Source organism: Falsihalocynthiibacter arcticus (assembly GCF_000812665.2).
GTDB classification, from domain to species: Bacteria; Pseudomonadota; Alphaproteobacteria; order Rhodobacterales; family Rhodobacteraceae; genus Falsihalocynthiibacter; species Falsihalocynthiibacter arcticus.
Genome location: NZ_CP014327.1, coordinates 2423828 through 2444213, shown reverse-complemented (window position 1 = coordinate 2444213; position 20386 = coordinate 2423828). Strand labels below are relative to the sequence as shown.

The window sequence follows — 20386 nt, the reverse complement described above, 5'->3', positions numbered from 1 at the left end:
TCCGTTCACAACCTTGCACTCAAAAACAGTAAATGTGCCACGTTTAGGCACATCTTTTGGGCCAGTTTTCTGGGCTCTTGCAGCAAAATAATTCCAAGCGCCTTCCGGCGAACATCAAATATACTCCACGCCACCGTTGGGCGACAAATATTCATAGGCAAGCGCCTGTGTGATGGAATCGACCTGATCATCATGTCGGCCGCCCGGGAACGCGAGCACTTCGGCTTCAAGGGCTGATAGCCATGGTGCTGAACTTGGGAACAGAACCCTGTGAGATTCAAACTTGGGTGTTTGAATATGAGCTCTGGTTTCTTTGGATTGGGTTGGCTTTACTTCCGCAGTGTTGAGACCTTCATATCTTAAGTCGTCGAGCAAACCAGTACCAACACCAGAATCTTCGATTAGAATAATCCAAGGATCATATAGATGGGCCATTTGGATCATTTTGATCTTCAAATCGGGGTAATTCAATTTTTCTCGGCAGACGTCCATGAGGTAATAGTGGCCGCCTGAGTAGAGCCATGTTGTTCCCACAGACCAGTCGTTTTCCAATCCGGTCTTGGATGCAGTGTCCCAACTCTGATAAACTATATCCCCGCTGGAAATTTTGGGCAGTAAGTCATAGTAGGAGAGCCATTCTCGCTTGAACATGTTCCCACCCGGCGGAACCGGTTGCTGTTGATATTGAGCTTCAAAGCTTTCCGAGCCAATGTTGAATTTGAGTTCATCAAGGATGGCTTGATCTTCTCGATCGGGATGCAACAGATCCCCACTCTGTCTTTGGTGGTAGTGATTGTTGCCTATCTGAATAGTTTGGTCCTCGTAGGCTATCGCAGGAAGGTCCAATATCGTCCAACCATGACCGTCGAATTGGGTGACGTGTCCGACGAGATCGTCGATGTGAAGCCGCTGCGTAACGATTACGATTGCACCTTCTTTTTTCTGATTGAGCCTTGAAAGAAGCGTGTTCCCATACCAGCTGTTGACCGCATTTCGGCGTGCCTCTGACATCGCCTCATCGGGCTTGAGCGGATCATCAATTATGATGATATCTCCACCGCGTCCCGTAATCACACCGCCAACTGAGGTCGCAAAGCGATTGCCTCGCTCTGTCAAACGGACTTCGTGTTCGGTGTCTTTTCTCGGGTCTACACGCGTTCCGGGGAATAGGTCTTTGTACCAAGGTGATGAGATGACCGTACGGTAGTCGTTGTGCAACTTAGCAGCTAAGTTTTGTGCATAAGAAACGGCAATTATTTTGGTCGTTGGGTTGTGCCCGTGAACAAACGCCGGGAAAGCGACGGAGGCAGAAATGGATTTTGCCGACCTTGGCGGCATATTGATGATAAAACGTTTGATCTTACCGAGCCTGACTTGCTCCAGATGCCAAGCAATTGCCTCAATGTGCCAATTGCGGAGATATTCCGTACCGGGGTTGAGAGTGCGGAAGCATTTTTCGATAAACCAGTTGAAGTCTGACTTTAAAACCTCATTCATGACCAGCTTTTGGTTTTGGTGCATCCATAGGCGTGTTGCCTCATCAAACATCGGTCCTGCCCCCATCAGTATCCCCCACGGAGATGGTATTGTCCGATTTGGATTGAGCGTCTTTGTGCTCCGCCAGGGGTTCAGTTAAGGCGCTCTGCGCGGCAACTGGTGGTGAACATTCCGGTAAATCAGAGCTGTCAGCCCCCGAGAGCTGTCTCATCATCTCATCAAGCATCGCTTGATCGTCAGAAGACAGACTGGTCTGATCAATCGCGTCTGTATCAGCGTATTCTGGGGAATTCATCAGATTTAGGACGAATGCCGCAGCTTTCAGATCCCCTTTGGCAGCTTTGTTCGCAAGACTTCGCAGAATTACTTCCTGAACCGGTATTTTCTTTGTTTTACCTCCCTCAGTGATAGAGACCTTCTTCGAAAGAACCTCCAGCATTTGAGCCTGAACAGATTTGGTTTTTTCCTTGCGGCCTTTGGGATTGCCACTTTGGCCTGACTTGAACTGTGTCTCCTTTGGTGGCCGGCAGTACCCGACCTCATAGTCTTGATCTGGCGATGGGTTCTTGGGATCATTATAAGTCATTGGAGTGCCTCCTCTGAAGCCAAGGCAGCCTCGCAAAGCTCGTCAAAGCTGCTGTCAATGACGGCATCAATCTCGCCGTCGGAGTTCAGGCGGTGGCTGAGAACAGCATCCTTGCCCGTCAGTTGTTGCCACCTGCGGATGGCGATATCGACGTATTTAGGTTCGTACTCAACTCCGAAGCACCGGCGACCCGTTTTCTCGGCGGCCAACACCGCTGTTCCTGATCCAAGAAACGGGTCCAGAACAATCTCTCCTCGTTTTGTCGCGTCCTTGATCGCTTCCGCAATCATCGCGACGGGCTTCACTGTTGGATGAAGACCCAGATCACCCCCTTGACCCGTTCGGAATGTGTTGACGCCGGGGTAGGTCCAGACATTGGTCCGGTTTCGCCCAAACCGACCCAGTTGAATATTGTTGGCTGAAGATTCCCCGGGCTTTGCAAACACAGCCACTAACTCATGGGCGGAGCGGTAAAATGATCCCTGCCCCGGTGTGGTTTTATTCCAGACACACACGTTTTTGAGTATCAAGCCAAGCTCACTCCCGGCGGACAACAATATCTCGAAATGACGCCAATCCATAAAGAGATACAGGAGTGCACCGTCTTTTGAGTGTTTGAGCATAACGTCCATGCTCTCTCGCAGGAAGGCTTTGAACTCCGGATCAGACATTTCCCCAGACGCGAAGGCAAATTCGTCATGCTTGGTCTTTCCACGGCCTCCGACATGCCCTTGGACTTTTACATTGTAGGGCGGGTCGGTCAGGGCCATCTTTGCTGACTGGCCCGCGAAGAGTTCTGCGACAGCGCTGTTATCTCGGGCATCGCCGCACATCACACAATGACCACCCAATTGCCAAATGTCTCCGCGTTTGGCGATCGCAACATCTGACACGATCGGAACTTCGTCCTCTTTACTGGTTGATGGGTTTGATTCCTCGTGGTCCGTCAAAATGAGGTCAATTTCGCCGGTATCAAAACCTGTGATTTCGAGATCCAGATCAATCTCAGGCATCAGAACTGCGAGTTCCCCCAATTCCACGGCCAGGAGTTCGCCATCCCAACCGGCATTAAGCGCAATCTTGTTGTCGGCGAGAATGTACGCACGCTTTTCGGCATCGCTTAAATGGCTGAGGCATACGGTTGGAACTTCACTGAGCCCCAGATGTATCGCAGCGGCCAACCGCCCATGCCCGGCAATCACCACGTTGTTTTCGTCAACCAAGATTGGGTTGTTGAAACCAAACTGCCGTATGCTCGATGCTATCTGCCGAACCTGCTTCTTTGAATGAGTTCGCGCATTTCGAGGGTTGGGTTTGAGATCAGCAATGGCCATGCATTCTAGTTGTTTGGGCACCGCCCTGATATCTGACCGTTTTCCAGCGTCGTCATCACGTTCTTGAGCTTCGTCATTTTGGTTTTTCTTTTCATTTTTCGGCGGTTTACTAATACTCAGCATAGATCTGCCTCTCTGCAATTTCCGAGGATTCGGCTTTGAGAGCAACAAAAACAGAGTTCAAAATATGATAGTAGGCAGCACTGGAAGTTTGTCAGTTCTACAATCAGCAAGACTACTATAACAGCTTACCCAGACGAATTCCTTCCTTTTTGGCCTCGTCGGTTCGTGTCGTTTGGGTACTTGTCCTTAAATCCTTTCTGTAACCGACGTAGGACGCTCTCATCATTCGCTCCTTTACGACGTGGTGCCTTTATCAGCACGACCTCCGCCGATTGGCGGACGTTCTGCGCTTTTCTATCGTCAATGAGCGTCTTCATATCTTCGATCAAATTTGCATCTTGCTCATGAAAAGATCCGTGTGGTCCCGCCTTGGCTTTCGATAGCTTTCTCTTCTTTAGATGGACCTGGCTGAATGCCGGATTTCTGAGCCTCCCTGTCAGCTCGTTTTGCTCGATGTTGATGCCGCTGAAGGCGGAAATACCGGATATTGGCAACTTCCTGACCTCTGAGAAGGCAGCGTCATGCTGGCGACAATAGATTTCGAATTTAGGTATCTCAGTCTCTTTCAGTACGTGCAGCAGGCGGCTTTGAATTCCATTGCCACATTTGCGGACAACCGCGATGAAAAAATCCCGACATTCCGTCCGATCTTGGTCAGTCCACTCACCTAAACGGGCAACTCTGTCCAAAGGGTTTGTGTTCGCCCAGTTACTAAGGACCGGAATGAGTTGATCTGTGAAAAGTTGGATCCTGCCAAAATCCTCATCCAGAAACTTCATCCCGACTGAGTTGGCTTGGAAGTTAACATCGAGGTTATCGCCCCATGATGGACTAGGGTTTTCCAGATGTTCGTCGCTCGAGAAACCACCTACGTCACCTGGAAAATAGAGGCATCTTCTCATCGCATTTTCTAGGTCCGCACACCAATCAACACCGCCCGGTAAAAACTCAGACCAATAGTGTTTCCATGCGTCGCTGAGTAAGAGTTTTCGGTTTCGATTTGTTGCTTCCAACTTGGATGCCCCCCTTCATAGCGCTTCGCTGATCAACATACGTAAATTCGCTAAGAGAAAGCAAAAAATCCCTGCAAGTAGAATTTTTTCCCTGCTCCGATTTTTAGGGAAATCGCCCTGTAACCTATTGAATTTATTTTCAGTTATCGAGACAGATTTGGCGCAAGGCGCGGAATTAGGCTTATTTCCCTGTTAATTTCCCCGTTAGCAGGGAAAATCGGTCGAGACTGGCTAGCTCAGGACTGGCTCCACAGCCAAACACTTCTTCTCTTTTTGAACGTACGAAGTACCCGCCCTTTTGTGGCGTGGTTTCAGCGACTTGCCTGTACGACATTCAAGGAGAGACGCTCTTTAGAGAGCAAATACGGCCATCATATGGCCAATATCTCTCTTCGACATTTCCGCGGTGCGAGTTTGGGGTGAGTTTGTGTTGTGACAAGTTCTGGTGTTGACGTGTTTGCCAACAGACTAAGTGAGCAAGTCGTCTTGCTGGGCCCAGTCAGAAGGAAAGCCCTTTTTTAGAAGATAGTCTGTTGTAATGTGAGGCGGCAGAGTTCCATTAACAGCGTGATCGATTATGGTCGGCGAGAGAAACGCGAGGTTTGTTACGGCTTGAATCCGGCGGACCGAACTTCCATCGCGCGCCGCTATTTCTTCAAATGTTGTGCCATTTCTGATCGCCGTGTACCATTCTATCCCGCTCGCGATGTTGCGGGTCAGGGTCTGGTCGATCTCGGGAGGGCTGCTGCCAAGGATGATCTTTGTTTCAACACCTCTGCGCCGAAGCCGGAAGGCTGCTGTAATCTGAAGGGCATCCGATTCAAGCCTATCAGCTTTTAGGCCCAGATGATCTGCAATGACCTGTGCGTTTAAAGCGATTGCAAGCGATCCTGGCTCAATGATGGTTTTGGCAATCAAGTCTGCCCAACTGCTCACTGTGGATTTTGCATTCAGATTAGAAGCCAATGTGTCCATGCCCTGTCGGAACTGGTCAACATCGGTTGCCATGATGCCCGGAATGGTTCTCGGCAGAAACCCTGGCGCTGAAACATGTTCCGCGACGGCCTTGGCAATCGCTGCTTCGAGTTGCGGCGCTGGAAGGCGCCAAGCTTCGGGATGGTTTGCGCTGCGATCCGTCACCAAGCGCCTCGAGATATAGTACCGCAGTCTTTTGCCATTTTTGCTAGAATGGCTTGGCGTCAACCGGTCACCTGTTTCATCAAACAGTTTTCCTGCGAGGGGCGACGGGTGAGCCGCGTTCTTTTCTCCGCGGATCCGCGCGTGATTTTCCATCAATCTTCGCTGAACCTCATCCCACACTTCGGGATCAATAATCGGCTCGTGCAATCCCTCATAGATATTTTTGTGATGCCGGATGCGGCCGGCATAAATCGGGTTGGTCAAGATATGGTGAATGTGGCCGCGATCAAACGCTGTGCCACCTCTTGTCACGCCCGCGGCCGTGACCGTCTGCTTTGACCGCAGGTTCAAACCATCCGCCCGCTCTTTGACCAGACGTATGTTTCCGTGCTCCCTGTAGAGATCATAGAGCACGCGCACTGTCTTCGCTTCCGACTCCTTGATTATCAGGGTGCGACCGTCTGGATCATAGCCGAGCGGGACGTTGCCGCCCATCCAGAGGCCTCTGCGTTTGGAGGCGGCGATCTTATCCCGAATTCGTTCTGCCGTGACCTCGCGTTCAAACTGGGCAAACGACAGCAGCATGTTCAGGGTCAGCCGCCCCATGCTGGTAGCTGTGTTGAACGACTGGGTGACGGAGACAAAAGACGCCCCTACCCCGACCAGCCGATCCACAATCTTTGCGAAGTCCGCCAGAGACCTAGATAGGCGGTCAATCTTGTAGACAACGATCTGATCAACACGCCCCTCATCAAGATCGGTGAGCAGGCGTTGCAAAGCGGGCCGCTTTAGGGTTCCGCCCGAGATGCCGCCATCATCATAAGCTTCCGGCAGCAACACCCAGCCTTCAGCTTTCTGGCTTGTGATGTAAGCGGTGCAGGCCTCCCTTTGGGCATCTAGCGAGTTGAACTCCTGCTCAAGGCCGTCTTCGGAGGATTTACGGGTATAAATCGCGCAGCGGATCTTGGGCTTCATTGCGCAAGCCCGAAGAAGCGCGGGCCAGACCAGTGCGCACCCGTGATGCGTTTGGCGATAGCCGACAGGGATTTATAGGTCAGGCCGTCCATCACAAAGCCCTCCGTGACCACCTCAACCTGATAGGTTCGTCCGTTCCACTCCCGCATCAGATGTGCACCGGGTTTCAAAGAGGAGGTCGAGCAGGTGCTTGGCATTTTCCCACTCGCTATGACCTGCAGGCGTCGCAAGGTCTGTTTTGGCACCCGTCCGTGTTTCTGGCACTGTTGTTCATGGAGGATTGCCTTTCGCAAGAACCCGACAGACAAGCGCTTGGGGGGTGGGGCATCAAACACCTGCCGCCAGACTTCAAGGCAAGTTGCACGGTCGGCCAAGGGGTCGTCTTGAACAATGTCCGCCCCGATTTGTGGCGCTGCGTTCATGAATGGATCTCTACTTTTGACTGTACTGTGAGGGTGTAAACCGCCTCATCGCCCTTCACAGATCTCGCGGTCTCTATTGCCAATCCCTGTTTGCGCAGCCCTGACAGCGCGGCCCGCACCGTGTGTTTCTGCCAGCTCAGCGCCTTACACAGAACGGACACCCCTGGGCCATTTGGTTTGGACAACAGCGCAATAAGTCGGTCCTTTTTGGTTTTATTCTGCTTCCTTTGAGCAAGCGTCGCAGGCAGTTTTGCACCCCCCTTGAGCGCTAGGTCTTGTGCAACTTGATCCATGAATATCTCCGCTTCGGTTCCGGAGCAGGCCAATTCCGCCCCTAGTACTGAGAAGAGCCCGGCGTCCGGGCGGCAACGGCGACACCTTAAAAATGCGTCGGCGCCGTGCCAGTGACGCTTCCCGTGAGGATGAAGTCCAGTGGAAAGAACGAGACCGCCAAGAAGCCAATACACCATGCAGGTTAAATCACGACTTCAACCAAGACTGCCGTCAAAAACTCACGGATGGAATGCACGTGCACTTTGGCAAGACTACGAGGGTGAAGAGAGGCAAAACGAAGAACGACAGGGTCTGACATGTAGGCACCAAGCGAGCTTTGAGACCCATTGGAAAGTCCCAAAAACAACGAAAGCCACCCGAAGGTGGCTTGTTTGGCAGTATAGGTTGCGGGAGCTCGGTTTGGACACTATTTCACAGGCTTGAACAAAATTCAGATTAAACGATAATATGGGGAGCAGGTCAGCTACTACTATTTGGAATCGTTAAAAGCACAGCAACAAGCGCACAACAAAATGGCTTAGAAAACGGAAATATAAGGGCGAGAACTCAGCCGTCAGGAACAGGACGAGGTTAAAATCACTATAGAACTTTGGGAAGTAGGTGAGTGACAATGGAATTGCAATTTGAGAGAGTGGTTCCAAACGAACCTCAAATAGATATACTATATAAACTTTTGGAAACACGCATTCATTCCATAAGTCATCAGAGGATGCCTTCCTATTCAGAGCATAGTGAATTTGTCAAAAACCATCCGTACCGAGCGTGGTTTCTAGTGACCTGTGGGAATGTGAGAATTGGTTCTGTCTATCTTAATAATGACAATACCATAGGGTTAAACTTTCTAGACACTCAGATTAGCATGTACCTTTCTGAAATCATTCAAAGAGTAAAATCTGAGTTTTCCCCATTGCCGCCCCTAAAGTCAGTTCGAGCAAACCATTTTTCGATTAACGTACCTCCCACGAATAGAGAGCTAGTCTCGGAACTTGATCGCCAAGGGTATCCAGCAGTACAGATCACTTACAGAATTTGACGTATGCTTTCAATCAAAGTCGAACGAGCTTACCTGTTCTTGATGCAAGATTGGCAGGTATTTCATGAGTATCGCACCGTCTAGTGGGGCTGAATCTACTAACCTAAAAGACCAACACTCCTTACTGACTTCCAAAACTTTTCAGATTGTGATAGCCTCAAGGTCCTAGGGCCTGTGGACATTTAGGATTCCCTTTAGCCGGCTGATCTGATTCAGTCCCCCAAAGAGGGAGATTGAGATGAATAGAGATCGGTTTGTTTTGTCTGACGAGGTTTGGCTTAGGATTGAGCCGCTTCTTGTTGGAAAATCGGGTGACAGGGGCGTGACCGGAGCCAACAACCGCTTGTTTATGGAAGCCCTTCTTTGGCGCGTGCGCACGGGTTCTCCATGGCGCGATCTGCCGCGCAGTTTCGGGAACTGGAACAGCACTTTTCGCCGCTTCCGTCGATGGGCAGACGCTGGGATATTTGAGAGTCTTTTCAGATCGTTATCAGGCAACCCCGACTTTGAATACGCCATGATTGATGGCACAATCGTTTCGGTTCACCAGAAGGCAACGGGTGCAAAAGGGGGACTCTGCGTCAGGCGATTGGCCGCTCTCGCGGCGGGCTGACAGTAACCGTTGGTTTGACCCCACATTCCCCTTGGGTGGTTAATATGCGATTCCGTCCCTTCATAAATTTGGAGGGAGTTTCTCTATGGAAGCTACGAATGAGTTTCTCACAAGGATTCCACGCAGTTCAGACGGAAAGCGACGCTGGCCTCTTGAACTGAAGGCGCGGATTGTTGCGGAAACGTTGATTGAGGGCGCGACTGTAAATGGGGTGGCCAAGCGATATGGTTTGATACCCAGCAGCGTTTCAGATTGGCGACGTATGGCGCGGACGGGTAAACTTGTTTTACCCAACTTGGATGGGATGGATTTTGTGCCCGTGCAGATTGCAAACCCTAAGGCGCTTGAAGTGCTTCCAACACGACCCATCACTTTGACCAGCGTTGAGTTGCTCAAAGGTGGAGTAACGATCCGCTTGGCCGCCGATACGCCTGCGGCCCGCATCGCTGAGATCGCGGCTGCGCTGTGATCCATCCGTCGCATGGCGTGCAGATCTTTGTCGCGACCAAACCTGTCGACTTTCGTAAAGGCCATGACGGTTTGGCCGCGCTGGTGCAGAGCCATTTGCACAAGAAGCCCTTTGATGGCGCGGTCTATGTCTTCCGTGCTAAACGGGCGGATCGCCTCAAGATGATCTGGTGGGACGGAACCGGCCTGGTCATGGCGTACAAGCGGCTTGAGCAGAATGCGTTCAAATGGCCCGCCATCAAGGATGGCGTTTTGCGGCTTGATCCGGCTCAATTTGAGACGCTGTTTGCGGGGCTCGATTGGCGTCGCGTGACTGCATTGGAGACCCGCCCACCGGCTGCGGCAGAATGACTCGGGTGGTGCTTTAGGCGGGTAGTTTGGTGCGGTTTTTGGTATCAAACACCCATGACATCCGCCACTGATCTTCCTGACGATATCGATGCGCTCAAAGCACTTTTGGCGGCCGCCGAGGCCCATATCAGTGCGCAGAATACGACCCTTACCGAGCGTGACGGCATCATCCAACGCAAGGAAGACCGCATCATTCGCCTCGAGAAGCTGTTGACTGACTTCAAGCGGGCGCTCTACGGGGCGAAGTCCGAGAAAGGCGATCCGGATCAATATCACCTCGCGTTGGAGGACATCGAAACAGCCATGGCTGTCGTCCATGCTGAGGACGTAGCGATTGACCCGCCAAAGACAGCAGGCGCGACGAAGCCACCCAAAGGGCGTGGTGTGCTGCCAAAACATCTGCCGCGTGTTGAAGAGGTTTTTGCACCCGACAGCACGATCTGTGGCTGCGGCGCTGAGCGCCACATCATAGGTGAAGATGTCAGCGAACGCCTAGACATCGTGCCCGCGCAGTTCCGCGTCATTGTCACACGCCGCCCCAAATATGCCTGCCGTGACTGCGAGGCAGGCATTGTCCAAGCACCTGCCAAACCACGCCTGATCGAAGGCGGCATGCCGACTGAGGCCACCATTGCCAGTGTGATTGTGTCCAAATATGCCGATCATCTGCCATTGTATCGTCAGTCACAAATCTATGCACGGCAAGGCGTTGATATCGACCGATCAACACTGGCATTCTGGGTTGGGAAAGCCGCGCATGAACTGAAGCCTGTCCATGACGCTCTGCTGGCACACCTCAAGAGATCCACAAAACTGTTTATGGATGAGACGCCGGCGCCGGTGCTCGACCCTGGGCGAGGTAGAACCAAGAAAGGTTACTTCTGGGCGCTCGCCCGCGATGATCGCGCTTGGAATGGGCCAGAAGCACCCGGGGTGGCCTTTACTTATGCGCCAGGACGATCCGGCAAATACGCAACCGAGATTTTGCAGGGCTTTGGTGGCATCCTGCAAGTGGACGGTTATGCCGGATACAACCGCGTGCTTAATTTGCGGGACAATGCCCCGATCCAACTGGCGTATTGCTGGGCTCATGCACGACGCAAACTCTATGAGTTGACCCATAATAACGTGGCCCCCATCGCCGAGGAGGGTCTCAAACAGATCGCAGTCCTCTACCGGATCGAAGGCCAAGTCCGAGGTCAATCCGCTGAGGAACGCTTAGCGATGCGACAGCAAAAATCTGCGCCAAAAGTAGCGACCTTCAAAATATGGCTGGATCACACAAGAACGCAGGTCTCTGCCAAATCTCCAACTGGCGCAGCGCTCAAATACATCGCCAAATACTGGGATGGCCTGATCTTGTTCCTGACCGACGGTCGCATCGAGATGGACAGCAACGCCGTAGAACGCACAATCCGCCCCATCGCCCTGCAAAGAAAGAACGCGCTCTTCGCGGGTCACGACGCTGGCGCACAAAACTGGGCCATGCTCGCGTCGCTGATCGAGACCTGCAAACTGAACAAAATCGAACCGCACAGCTACCTGACCAGCGTCCTCACAGCCATAGTCAACGGACATAAGCAGAAGCACATCGAGCAGCTGCTACCGTGGAACTACGCCGCATAGGTGGGACCAAAGCAGCGCTTACGGCTGACAACCAAAATCATTGCACTGGTGGATGCTCTGGGAAATCTTGTGCGGTTTGTATTGCGCCCTGGCCAGGCGCATGATTTGCAAGGAGTGAAGCCTCTGATTGAAGGTGTATCTTTTGGTGCATTTCTTGGGGACAAAGCGTTTGACGCAAACTGGTTGCGCGAAGAATTGGAAAATCGGGGGGCGTTAGCCATCATTCCACCGAAATCCAATCGGAAAATACAGTATGACTATGACGAAGCCGCTTATTGCTGGCGACATCTGGTGGAAAACTATTTCGCCAAAATCAAGGAATTCCGTGGAATTGCAACTAGGTACGACAAAACAGACAGCAGTTACACCGCCAACCTAAACCTCGTCGCCGCACTGATCGCAACAAGGTAATTGTCCACAGGCACTAGTTAAATGCGGCGATTTCTGTTCGCCCTAAAAACTCTCTCTTCATCAATAATTAGTATTTAACGAGGGGAGCAATCTGAGTGTCCTTAAAACATCCCCAATGAAAACGAGGAAGCGCGCTTTGGTGGGGGATGTTCAGCTTTTGCAGGTAACAAACAGATGGTCTTCTATGACTTTCGCCGCACGATCCAGGTTGTGATCCAATGCCCCGAAACGAGTGCGAATTGTGTCGTAAACGGGATCATAGTCGGCGAGCGATCCGATAAACTTTTCGAACGTTTCTGCGTTTGAAATCTGTTGCAAGTTGGCGAATACGTCCACGTCTTCGGCAAATACGGCAGCGGGTTTTCCCGAATAGATGCAATCCAAAACAGTTGTAGATGTAGGTGAAATCATTGCGTCGCAAAGATCAATCACATCGTGAATGGACGCTTTGGCCAATGGGCCTGAATAGTAGTGAGAGAACATAACATTTGGGTGTTTTTTGGCCAACGCTTCATCATGCCCCCGGTGATTTTTACGCACTTTACCACGATGCGATCGGATAATGATACCAACCTTGGGATGTTTGGTAAGCATCTCATCCATTAAGTTGTAAAAATTGGCAATTTGGTCGCTCGAATAACGCCCTCCTCCCCATCGAAATGACTGGCAAACCAATAGTCGAGTGGGGTGCTTTAACACCCAGTCACTCACGTCCGGCCCCCACGTATTTATTGGGAGTACGTTTTTTTTCGTAAACCCAACAGCACGAACGCGCCCTGCACTTTCTGGAGCAAATAAATCTCTGTTATTTCCGAGAGGTTCCCACAACAATAGGCACTGGGAATAAAATGTCATGGGACTAATAGGCAAAGGCCCGTTGACACCCATCTGATAGGCACCATGTTGAAGAAAAATGCATTGTTGGCTCGTGTTGCGAATATGCGTGCCGCGCTGCTTGCGATTAGTAGGGTCCCAGTTTGGATCCGCAATTGTGAGTACCGCATCCGCAGCGTCGATGTCCTTTTTGTAGAACACCTTCATGCGCCATTTGGACGCCGCTTCGGGCATAAATCCTTCAGCCTGAAACGCACGGGTGAGGCGTTTTTCTTTACGTAGAAGCTTCGAATAAACGAGCGTTCGCACGCGCACCTTGCCCCGTTTATGAAGTCGCGCGAGAACCGGATATGTGCTTTCCACATCTGGCATACCATTGAGATAGGCCAAGAGGGTTGGTTTGTTTGTCATTTTGGAGACCAAATTCGGTTAGGGTTAACTTGTACTTGATTGACGTCGACAAAATTGATCATAGCTACAGCACCCAATATACTTAGTGAAACATACATACTGTCAAAAACGAATCTAGCGCGGGGGCACAGCCATACATTTCAGCTGTTCCTCAATACTTCATTTAGTCGCGAGTGAAGCCGCAAAGACGCTTCCTGGAGTTCTCCCAAGTGCTTTCGGGACGAAATGCGTTCCCAATGCACCCGTTGTTTCAGCGAAATTAGATGTAGAACTCGATCGCATATTATTTCCTTTTAAGGTACGGAACACTAGGTGTTTGATTACCTAATAAAATGGGTTTTAATTCCCGTGATTGCTGTTGTCCACAACTAGCCCGCCCTGACACTTATCAAGTTAAGCGACAAACCAAAGTGTTATTCTCAGACACTTTTTTGGATCACCGAGCTGCCGCCATAGAACACTCTAATTTGAGTCAAATTGCCGAGCCCTTTGATTTTCTTGACTTTGAAGTCAGCAGTGATCCTTCCCAAACATATTGCTGACTGCGTCATCAATTAACCAAGCGAGCCGACGTTGTGAATTTACAGTCAATAGAGTAATATAAATCCCAATTGGGACCGACTAGTATAGAACATTTTTTAATTTATCGGGCCGCGACGGAGAAGGGCTTGTATTGAAGTGCCTGCTAGAGCAAACAATCAAGCTCGACGATTGGCTAATAAAAAAGATAAAAGGGGCAGTTAATGCGTAAAGTTATAGAGAGTGTCTTCCTTGAAGTTTTCAAACGGGAAGCAGATGGCGATCCGCTGCCTGATATTACAGAGACCATGATCCTCCTTGATTCTGGGCTGGACAGTCTCGGGTTTGCTATTCTGGTAGTAGAATTAGAGGGACGGCTGGGCTTTGACCCGTTTTCTTTGTCGGAAGAAGCCTTTTACCCACAAACATTTGGCGAATTTATCGAGTTCTATGAAAAAAACAAACCTTAGACAGAAAATTCGGCACACAGCTTCATGGCAACCAAATCGGGTCGCATTAGCAACTCGAAATGGTGTGTTTAATTATGGTGAACTGTGTGATGTGTTTTGGCGTGGTTCGCGCGGTGACGTAATCGTGTGTTGCGAAAACATTGAAAACTTTGCGCGGGCGATGATCGCACTCGATGGTGCTGTCGAAGCTGTTTGTGCTCTCAATCCAGATTTGCCTCAAGGAGACATCAAGGTAATTTTAAGTAAGCGTGACTTCACTTGCGTTGTTACAGATTTACCGATTGCTTCTAGGAAAGTGTTTGATGACGCAGGGCTTGTCTGCCTGGATGTGAATGATCTCAAATCAGAGACCGGCAACCTTGATCGAGAGGCAGTCTCCACTGCTTGGCTTGTTCCGACATCTGGTACGACTTCTACGCCAAAGCTTGTCCTCCATTCATTGGTTACGCTTGCGCATACGGCGCTTAAATCATCAGAAGTAGTTGATGACCCACAGGTTTTGGCGTTGTTTTACGATGTAACCCGGTTCGCAGGTTATCAGGTATTCTTTCAGGCGTTACTTGGTGGTCATACTCTTGTGTTTCCAGGGTTGACTGGCCCCATGAATGCACGAGTATCGTTTTGTGCCGACGCAGGAGTTACTCACATTTCTGCAACGGCAACTCTCTGGCGCAAGATCCTAATGTGCCCTGCCAGCAAAAATCTGCCCCTTCAACAGATAACACTAGGTGGAGAAGCGGCAGATCAGCCTGTTTTAGACGCACTTCGCAAGGCATTTCCGGACGCACGCATCACTCATATTTACGCATCTACTGAAGCTGGTGTCGGAATGTCGGTCAGTGATGGTAAAGCGGGATTTCCATTCAAATTTTCCGAAAAGACGTTCAATGGAGTTAGAATTTCCTTGCGCGATTCACGGCTCTTTATTTGTTCAAATAGTGCAGCACACAGCTATGCTGGCGAAGGCCAAATTGTAAATGATGAAGGTTGGGTTGATACTGGAGACATAGTGCTAGTAGAGGGCGGCCGCTTTTACATAATTGGCCGGGAGAGCGGGGTTTTGAACGTTGGTGGCGACAAAGTAGTCCCAGAACAAGTGCGTCACGTTCTTCTAGAGCACGATCTTGTGTCCGACGCGGTCGTTTACGGCAAAAAAAACCCCTTTACGGGCACGTTGGTCGTGGCAGATGTGAAACTATTGGCCGGCACGGACAAAGAGTCCGCTAAGAGAGACTTGGAGTTTTTTCTTAAGAAAAAACTAAGTTCCGCTCAGCGTCCGCGTGTGCTGCGTTTCGTCGACGATATTGAGGTAAATCAAACTGGGAAAGTGGTGCATAAAAAATGATTGGTGACAAACAAGATACTGTGATCGTGACTGGCGCGGCAAAGGGGTTGGGGCTGGCAATCTCAAAAACTTTAATTGATGCTGGCTACCTCGTAGTGGGTATTGGTCGGACGATTTCGCCTGAATTTGACGCTTTCCCAAAGAGGGCGTCTCGTTTCATAGAATTCGATTTAATGAAGGTGAACGAGATCCAAGACCTAGTGAATAGAATTCTGGACCCCCTTGACGCACCACCCTATGGTCTTGTTAACAACGCTGGAACCGGGCTCGACGGATTGCTTGCCACCCAGCATTCTACTGATATTTCGCGGGTGCTGACGTTGAACCTCGAAGCGCCAATGACGCTTACAAAATATGTGGTTCGCCACATGTTGAAGGCGCGACGTGGGCGGATCGTAAATATTTCTTCAATAATAGCAAGGACCGGATTTAGTGGGTTGGCAGTTTACGGAGCATCAAAAGCTGGGATAGAAGGATTTACTAGATCTCTTTCTCGCGAAGTTGGACGCGCTGGTATCACTGTAAACTGTGTCGCACCTGGGTACATGCTGACCGACATGACGAAGGGATTATCGGGTTCTAAGCTGGAATCAATAATTCGGCGCGCTCCTTTGGGGCTGCCCGAAACGCAACATGCCGCGCACGCTGTTCGCTACCTTCTGGAGCCCTCCGCTGAAAAAACAACAGGTACTATTATTACTGTTGATGGTGGAGCTACTGCATGACAACTAATGATAAAAATGGCCAAAAAAGTATAACGCTAGAACGTTTTTCAGAAGCAAATGCAGAACTAGTATTGTCCTGGAGAAATGCTAAACATGTCCGTGCAAACTCTATTAGCGATGATCCCATAAGGCTGGAAGACCATGTTGCTTTTACAAAGAGTCTTCTGGAAAAACGTAGGAACTTTTTCATACTTCGGCTGGGGGACGAACCGCAGGGAGTGATAAATGTAAATGAATTGGGTGCTGGGGTGTCTCTTTGGGGATGCTATCTCGCCGGAAATAGAGCTCCGAGGCCCGGTATTTTCCCCATGATGTTGGGCATCTCTAGCGTTATTGCTTTCAAATGGTTGAATGCAACTGAGTTGCGAAGTGAAGTTGTTTCTTCAAACGTACCACCACAAAAGCTCAACGCATTTGTAGGCATTGAATTGGTGAATAGGAGTTTGGTGGTTCGTTCCTCTGGTGAGAAAATTGAGTTGCAATGCTACCGCACAACTCGTGACCAATGGGCGGATGTTCGAGGGAAACTTGAGCGCCTCATGCCGACGCAGTTACGTTATGCTTTCGAATTCTTTGCAGACAATCCGCAAGGTGCCATACAAGGTTATGATGAGGTCGGGGCCTTAAGGAAACCGAGGGCTTAGATTGGCGAATACTTGTCTTTTGCCGTCGGTGTGCCCGGCTTTCTTTTTGGATTTTCTAGGAAACTTTAAACGGAGCTCTGAATGGAGTTTCAGAAAAAACGACAAGTTTGGCCGGCAGAGCAGACCTAGGTACATTCCGCAGCGAATGTACTATTCGGGCGCTTGAAGATGAGAACGGCAAACTGAAGAAGCTGCTGGCGGAGCAGATGGCCCGAGGGTGTTTTTTTGGCGGCCTACGCCGCGAACCGCAGGGAAGCCGCCGAAGTCTCTTTGAATGGAAATGCGGTTGCGAGTGCAGTTTACGACAGACGACGATGAGTAGTCCAAATAGTTTTGAAACAACACGCCAAAATCGTGTTTTTAGCACGGTAAAAGCGTTGGTCAAATGTGGCATTTTAAGGTAATCTGGGATCAGATTTATAAGGGCAAGTGGGCGCAACTTTCTGCGCCTCAACCTAAAAACTGGTAGCGGGAGAGCTACCTATAATGACAGACTGTAGGTAGCTAAAGCTACCTCATCTGCCCCTAACGCCGGGGAGGCGCTCCATCACCTATCGGCAATTGCGCGGATCATGCCTTGGGGCCTGATCCTTGCTTTGGCACAACCTGATGGGTTGCGGTTTGTGCTGCAAGGAAGAACCTTGCCGAAATAACGGCCGCTAAACTGGCGTCAGCAGGCACCGATTTCTCCTCAGTTGGAGAACAGGCTCCCCCAAAACGCAGGGCATTTCAGGGGAGCAGGTCAATTATTATCAGGCTAACAAGGCAATTGCCTCGTGTGACTTTAGGGAAAATCGTGCGCTGTCGAAGCCCACGAAACGGTTCGCTTTAGCCAGATCGGGAAAAATTTCTTCCAGTTCATTGCGCTGACCCAAATCAAGACCCGGAATGCTACCATCTCCGGGCTGAAAGCTTTCAGTCCACGCACCGTCTGCGAGCACAATCTCGTGCATATCAAACATGATGTGTACATAGGTCACTTCCTCCAATTTCAAAGCCTCAATTCCAGGCTGCGAAACAAGGTGATTGGCCTTAACTATTACTTCGCCCGAGCCAAACAAAAGCTCTGCCCGGGCACCGGTCATCAACATCCGGTGTTGACGCGATACCATCATATCGCGATCTGGACAGTCTTCACCAAGACTGCCTCGGGGGATTGAAATCGGTTGTAGTGATTCATTTTCTGCTAACAACGAGCCCGTAACCTGCTTGCTACCAATCCAGACAATCGGCTTCAAACCATTGTCGCGGGTCAAAACATGGTCGCCTACCTCTAGTGTTTCGACTAGACGCATGCCCGCTGAGGTGCGTATCATAGTGCCCGGTGTAAAACAGGGTACAACAGGATCGCAGAGGTCTTCGTCAGGCTCGAGAATAGTCACAGTGGGAGGCAGAGTTGAGCCATACACCACATGCTCAATATTAGTGAAAGACAGAGTTTCGCCGGGTGTATCCAGAAATTCAACCGTTCCGTTTTCAGGATTCAAGCTGTCATATGTTATATTGTAGTGGTCGCTGGTCAGCTCCAAATTGAGTGTGTCGCTGTCAGACCCGCCTTCGCCGCCATCGATAGTATCGCCCGCATTTCCGTAGATAAAGTCAGACCCACCACCCGCATGAACGATATCTTGTCCGGTGCCAGTGTTGATAATGTCATCGCCACTCCCCGTGGTAATCGCGTCATTACCGTTGCCGGAAGTGATGTCGAAGATTTCAATACCAGAAAATGTGGCTGCACCCATCCCAGAAAGGTTGCCAGCGTATCCAGTGCCAAAGACGCCTGCAAGGGGGCCGGTGACTATGGCACCTGTCGCGGCTGAATAGTCGGCGATCAGCGTGTCGCTCCCAGTCCCGCCCGAAACAACGTCTGCACCACCTGTAATTAGAATAGAATCATTACCGCCAGTTGTGGTGATCGTATCTATACCTCCACCCGTGACGATGGTGTCATTTCCGTCACCGCTTGTGATAGTATTTGCTCCATCGCCGGCATCAATATAGTTACCGCCACTGCCCACCGTGATGGTATCAATATCTTTGCCGCCAAAGATAATGTTATGGCCAGAACCTGCGGTTATTGTGTTGGCGCCGTCACCCGCATTGATTACGTTGTCACCGCTGGAGACCGTGATTGTATCAATATCGTCACCGGCGCAAATCACATTGTTGCCCGAGGTGGCGACGGTCGTGCTGGCACCATCGCCGGTTTTAATAATGTTATTCCCAGACGTGACCGTAATAATATCGATGCCGTCGCCGGTCACGATCAGCTTGTCGCCACCTAGGCCAATAATTGTATTGGCCCCATCACCCGCGAAGATTGTATCGTTCCCAGACCCTACATTGATGGTATCAATACCGTCACCAGTGATAACTTCATTGTTACCTTCTCCGGCGACAATAGTGTTGGCCGCAATACCACTTGCGATAATAGTATCATCGCCACCGGCTGTGGTGATCGTGTTAACCCCTGTACCCGCCAGAATCGTATAGTGTTCAAAACCTGCGCCTGTGATCCCTACGGATCCGACACCAGCCCCAATAAAACCCGTGGCCGATGTGCCAATCGTTGTTCCTGACCCAGCGCTATAATCGACGATAAGCCGATCAACGCCAAGCCCGCCGTCTACAATATCAATTCCACCGGAGGCGGTGATTACATTATCCCCGGTGTTTCCCGTGATCAGCCCACTTGAGTCACTATCCATCACATCTATTGGCGCATCGCCACCAAGTGTCACTCCGGAAACATCGGGCGCAAGATGCAACTCGATGCCTGATGAATTGATGTCGCCTTCAATCGTTATGTCTTCTTTCGAGACAGTCGCCGTCTCGTCGCTGTAGCCTGCGCCTAAGGAGATCGTATCGCCGGGCGAAGCGTCCACCATCGCGGCTGCAATTGTCGGATAGGAAAAACCTGGGCCTACTGTCAGAATCGTCATCGAAACTCCTTTTCTCCGGCAATGAGAGGGGTGTTTCACCTCTTGCCATTCGCACATTAAAACGTTGTTTTTACGTAAAGTTAGTTCCAGAAACTCAGGCGGAATTGCCAAATTTCTGGTTGCCATCCGAGATGTGTCTGTCAGGGAGTTTTAAGGCCGTGGTTTGTGTGGTGAATTGCTCAGATAAAAAGCTAAACACACAGGGTCGGCTTTCAATTGGGTTCATATGCCCAAAGACGATGTGCAAGAGTTGGGCGGCAAAAATATCGATGCCGAGTCTGTAAACAGTAACTTCTCGACGGATAGCACAGGCTTTGAGCTTTAGCACTCGCTTAAGTTGTGGCAGACCAACTTCATCAATTTTAAGACTATCGGTTGGTGTTTCATCTGGTGTTGGCGGAGGAGATACCCGTCAATTCAATCGGGTACAGATGATCGCAGATCGCGCTTCGTCGCAGTCGTTAAAATCGATGGAGGTTAGAAATTGTGTACAGCGCAGCGTCGCTGAAACTGCCCATCCACCAAGATCAATCTATAGTCTGAAAATACTGGTGGAATGCACAGTAGGATCACTGGATCTGAAATTAGTTTTGTCCAGCAATGATCTGAA

17 protein-coding genes and 1 pseudogene are annotated in these 20386 nt (G+C 50.4%); 9 read left to right on the top strand and 9 right to left on the bottom strand.

The genetic code is table 11. The annotated features are described in order from the left end of the window. Positions 1-114: 114 nt before the first annotated feature. The 7 genes from terL to RC74_RS22510 form a co-directional block, all read right to left on the bottom strand. The gene (gene terL / locus RC74_RS12135) at positions 115-1563 is read right to left on the bottom strand and encodes a phage terminase large subunit (RefSeq protein ID WP_082802280.1); all 1449 of its coding nucleotides are present in this window, start codon (positions 1561-1563) and stop codon (positions 115-117) included. Beyond that, positions 1541-2083: a DUF5681 domain-containing protein gene (locus RC74_RS12130; RefSeq protein ID WP_052275155.1), complete on the bottom strand. Its 543-nt coding sequence runs from the start codon at positions 2081-2083 to the stop codon at positions 1541-1543. The genes terL and RC74_RS12130 overlap by 23 nt, the downstream gene beginning before the upstream one ends. Next, positions 2080-3540 carry a site-specific DNA-methyltransferase gene (locus tag RC74_RS12125; RefSeq protein ID WP_082802279.1) on the bottom strand — a complete coding sequence of 487 codons (1461 nt, stop codon included), beginning with the start codon at positions 3538-3540 and terminating at the stop codon, positions 2080-2082. The genes RC74_RS12130 and RC74_RS12125 overlap by 4 nt, the downstream gene beginning before the upstream one ends. A gap of 125 nt (positions 3541-3665) precedes the next feature. Continuing rightward, complete coding sequence (locus RC74_RS12120) at positions 3666-4553, bottom strand: hypothetical protein (protein ID WP_062628242.1); 888 nt, start codon at positions 4551-4553, stop codon at positions 3666-3668. A gap of 468 nt (positions 4554-5021) precedes the next feature. Then, entirely contained in the window at positions 5022-6668 is a 1647-nt protein-coding gene (locus RC74_RS12115) for a recombinase family protein (RefSeq protein ID WP_062628241.1), read from the bottom strand. Beyond that, entirely contained in the window at positions 6665-7090 is a 426-nt protein-coding gene (locus RC74_RS12110) for a DUF2924 domain-containing protein (protein WP_039004684.1), read from the bottom strand. The genes RC74_RS12115 and RC74_RS12110 overlap by 4 nt, the downstream gene beginning before the upstream one ends. Next, positions 7087-7383, bottom strand: a complete 297-nt coding sequence (locus tag RC74_RS22510; RefSeq protein WP_039004683.1) for a DUF3489 domain-containing protein — start codon at positions 7381-7383, stop codon at positions 7087-7089. The genes RC74_RS12110 and RC74_RS22510 overlap by 4 nt, the downstream gene beginning before the upstream one ends. 1272 nt (positions 7384-8655) lie before the next feature. On the opposite strand from RC74_RS22510, the pseudogene RC74_RS12100 reads away from it, so the two are divergent. The 5 genes and pseudogenes from RC74_RS12100 to RC74_RS12080 all read left to right on the top strand — a co-directional run. Next, a pseudogene (locus RC74_RS12100) lies at positions 8656-9041 on the top strand (IS5 family transposase); the annotation flags it as partial. Between the two features lie 74 nt (positions 9042-9115). After that, positions 9116-9499 (top strand): transposase, encoded by a 384-nt coding sequence (locus RC74_RS12095; RefSeq protein WP_039000108.1) that lies wholly within the window; start codon positions 9116-9118, stop codon positions 9497-9499. After that, positions 9496-9849: an IS66 family insertion sequence element accessory protein TnpB gene (gene tnpB / locus RC74_RS12090; RefSeq protein WP_039000107.1), complete on the top strand. Its 354-nt coding sequence runs from the start codon at positions 9496-9498 to the stop codon at positions 9847-9849. Before RC74_RS12095 ends, tnpB begins: the two co-directional genes overlap by 4 nt. A 54-nt stretch (positions 9850-9903) precedes the next feature. Continuing rightward, complete coding sequence (gene tnpC / locus RC74_RS12085; protein ID WP_062628145.1) at positions 9904-11475, top strand: IS66 family transposase; 1572 nt, start codon at positions 9904-9906, stop codon at positions 11473-11475. Continuing rightward, positions 11476-11886, top strand: coding sequence for an IS5 family transposase (locus tag RC74_RS12080; RefSeq protein ID WP_082802277.1), 411 nt, complete (start codon positions 11476-11478; stop codon positions 11884-11886). It begins immediately after the preceding gene. Between the two features lie 150 nt (positions 11887-12036). Here RC74_RS12080 and RC74_RS12075 read toward each other — a convergent pair whose 3' ends face one another. Beyond that, positions 12037-12927, bottom strand: a complete 891-nt coding sequence (locus tag RC74_RS12075; RefSeq protein WP_156477461.1) for a glycosyltransferase family protein — start codon at positions 12925-12927, stop codon at positions 12037-12039. A 947-nt stretch (positions 12928-13874) separates the two neighbouring features. Here RC74_RS12075 and RC74_RS12070 point away from each other — a divergent pair. Genes RC74_RS12070 through RC74_RS12055 form a run of 4 tightly spaced genes read left to right on the top strand, consistent with a single transcriptional unit; the run spans position 13875 to position 16834 of the window. Continuing rightward, a complete protein-coding gene (locus tag RC74_RS12070) occupies positions 13875-14120 on the top strand; it encodes an acyl carrier protein (RefSeq protein WP_038999882.1) in 246 nt (81 codons plus the stop codon). Further along, positions 14101-15465 (top strand): class I adenylate-forming enzyme family protein, encoded by a 1365-nt coding sequence (locus tag RC74_RS12065; protein WP_082802276.1) that lies wholly within the window; start codon positions 14101-14103, stop codon positions 15463-15465. The genes RC74_RS12070 and RC74_RS12065 overlap by 20 nt, the downstream gene beginning before the upstream one ends. Continuing rightward, complete coding sequence (locus RC74_RS12060; protein WP_038999881.1) at positions 15462-16190, top strand: SDR family NAD(P)-dependent oxidoreductase; 729 nt, start codon at positions 15462-15464, stop codon at positions 16188-16190. Before RC74_RS12065 ends, RC74_RS12060 begins: the two co-directional genes overlap by 4 nt. Continuing rightward, positions 16187-16834, top strand: coding sequence for a hypothetical protein (locus RC74_RS12055; RefSeq protein ID WP_038999880.1), 648 nt, complete (start codon positions 16187-16189; stop codon positions 16832-16834). The genes RC74_RS12060 and RC74_RS12055 overlap by 4 nt, the downstream gene beginning before the upstream one ends. 752 nt (positions 16835-17586) lie before the next feature. Here RC74_RS12055 and RC74_RS12050 read toward each other — a convergent pair. Beyond that, positions 17587-19776, bottom strand: coding sequence for a Hint domain-containing protein (locus RC74_RS12050; protein WP_038999879.1), 2190 nt, complete (start codon positions 19774-19776; stop codon positions 17587-17589). Between the last annotated feature and the right edge of the window lie 610 nt (positions 19777-20386).

Bases quoted from the DNA above. Each gene is read 5' to 3' on its own strand.
- terL (WP_082802280.1), bottom strand. From the start codon at position 1,563: ATGGGGGCAGGACCGATGTTTGATGAGGCAACACGCCTATGGATGCAC.
- RC74_RS12130 (WP_052275155.1), bottom strand. From the start codon at position 2,083: ATGACTTATAATGATCCCAAGAACCCATCGCCAGATCAAGACTATGAG.
- RC74_RS12125 (WP_082802279.1), bottom strand. From the start codon at position 3,540: ATGCTGAGTATTAGTAAACCGCCGAAAAATGAAAAGAAAAACCAAAAT.
- RC74_RS12115 (WP_062628241.1), bottom strand. From the start codon at position 6,668: ATGAAGCCCAAGATCCGCTGCGCGATTTATACCCGTAAATCCTCCGAA.
- RC74_RS12110 (WP_039004684.1), bottom strand. From the start codon at position 7,090: ATGAACGCAGCGCCACAAATCGGGGCGGACATTGTTCAAGACGACCCC.
- RC74_RS22510 (WP_039004683.1), bottom strand. From the start codon at position 7,383: ATGGATCAAGTTGCACAAGACCTAGCGCTCAAGGGGGGTGCAAAACTG.
- RC74_RS12095 (WP_039000108.1), top strand. From the start codon at position 9,116: ATGGAAGCTACGAATGAGTTTCTCACAAGGATTCCACGCAGTTCAGAC.
- tnpC (WP_062628145.1), top strand. From the start codon at position 9,904: ATGACATCCGCCACTGATCTTCCTGACGATATCGATGCGCTCAAAGCA.
- RC74_RS12075 (WP_156477461.1), bottom strand. From the start codon at position 12,927: ATGAAGGTGTTCTACAAAAAGGACATCGACGCTGCGGATGCGGTACTC.
- RC74_RS12070 (WP_038999882.1), top strand. From the start codon at position 13,875: ATGCGTAAAGTTATAGAGAGTGTCTTCCTTGAAGTTTTCAAACGGGAA.
- RC74_RS12065 (WP_082802276.1), top strand. From the start codon at position 14,101: ATGAAAAAAACAAACCTTAGACAGAAAATTCGGCACACAGCTTCATGG.
- RC74_RS12060 (WP_038999881.1), top strand. From the start codon at position 15,462: ATGATTGGTGACAAACAAGATACTGTGATCGTGACTGGCGCGGCAAAG.
- RC74_RS12055 (WP_038999880.1), top strand. From the start codon at position 16,187: ATGACAACTAATGATAAAAATGGCCAAAAAAGTATAACGCTAGAACGT.
- RC74_RS12050 (WP_038999879.1), bottom strand. From the start codon at position 19,776: ATGACGATTCTGACAGTAGGCCCAGGTTTTTCCTATCCGACAATTGCA.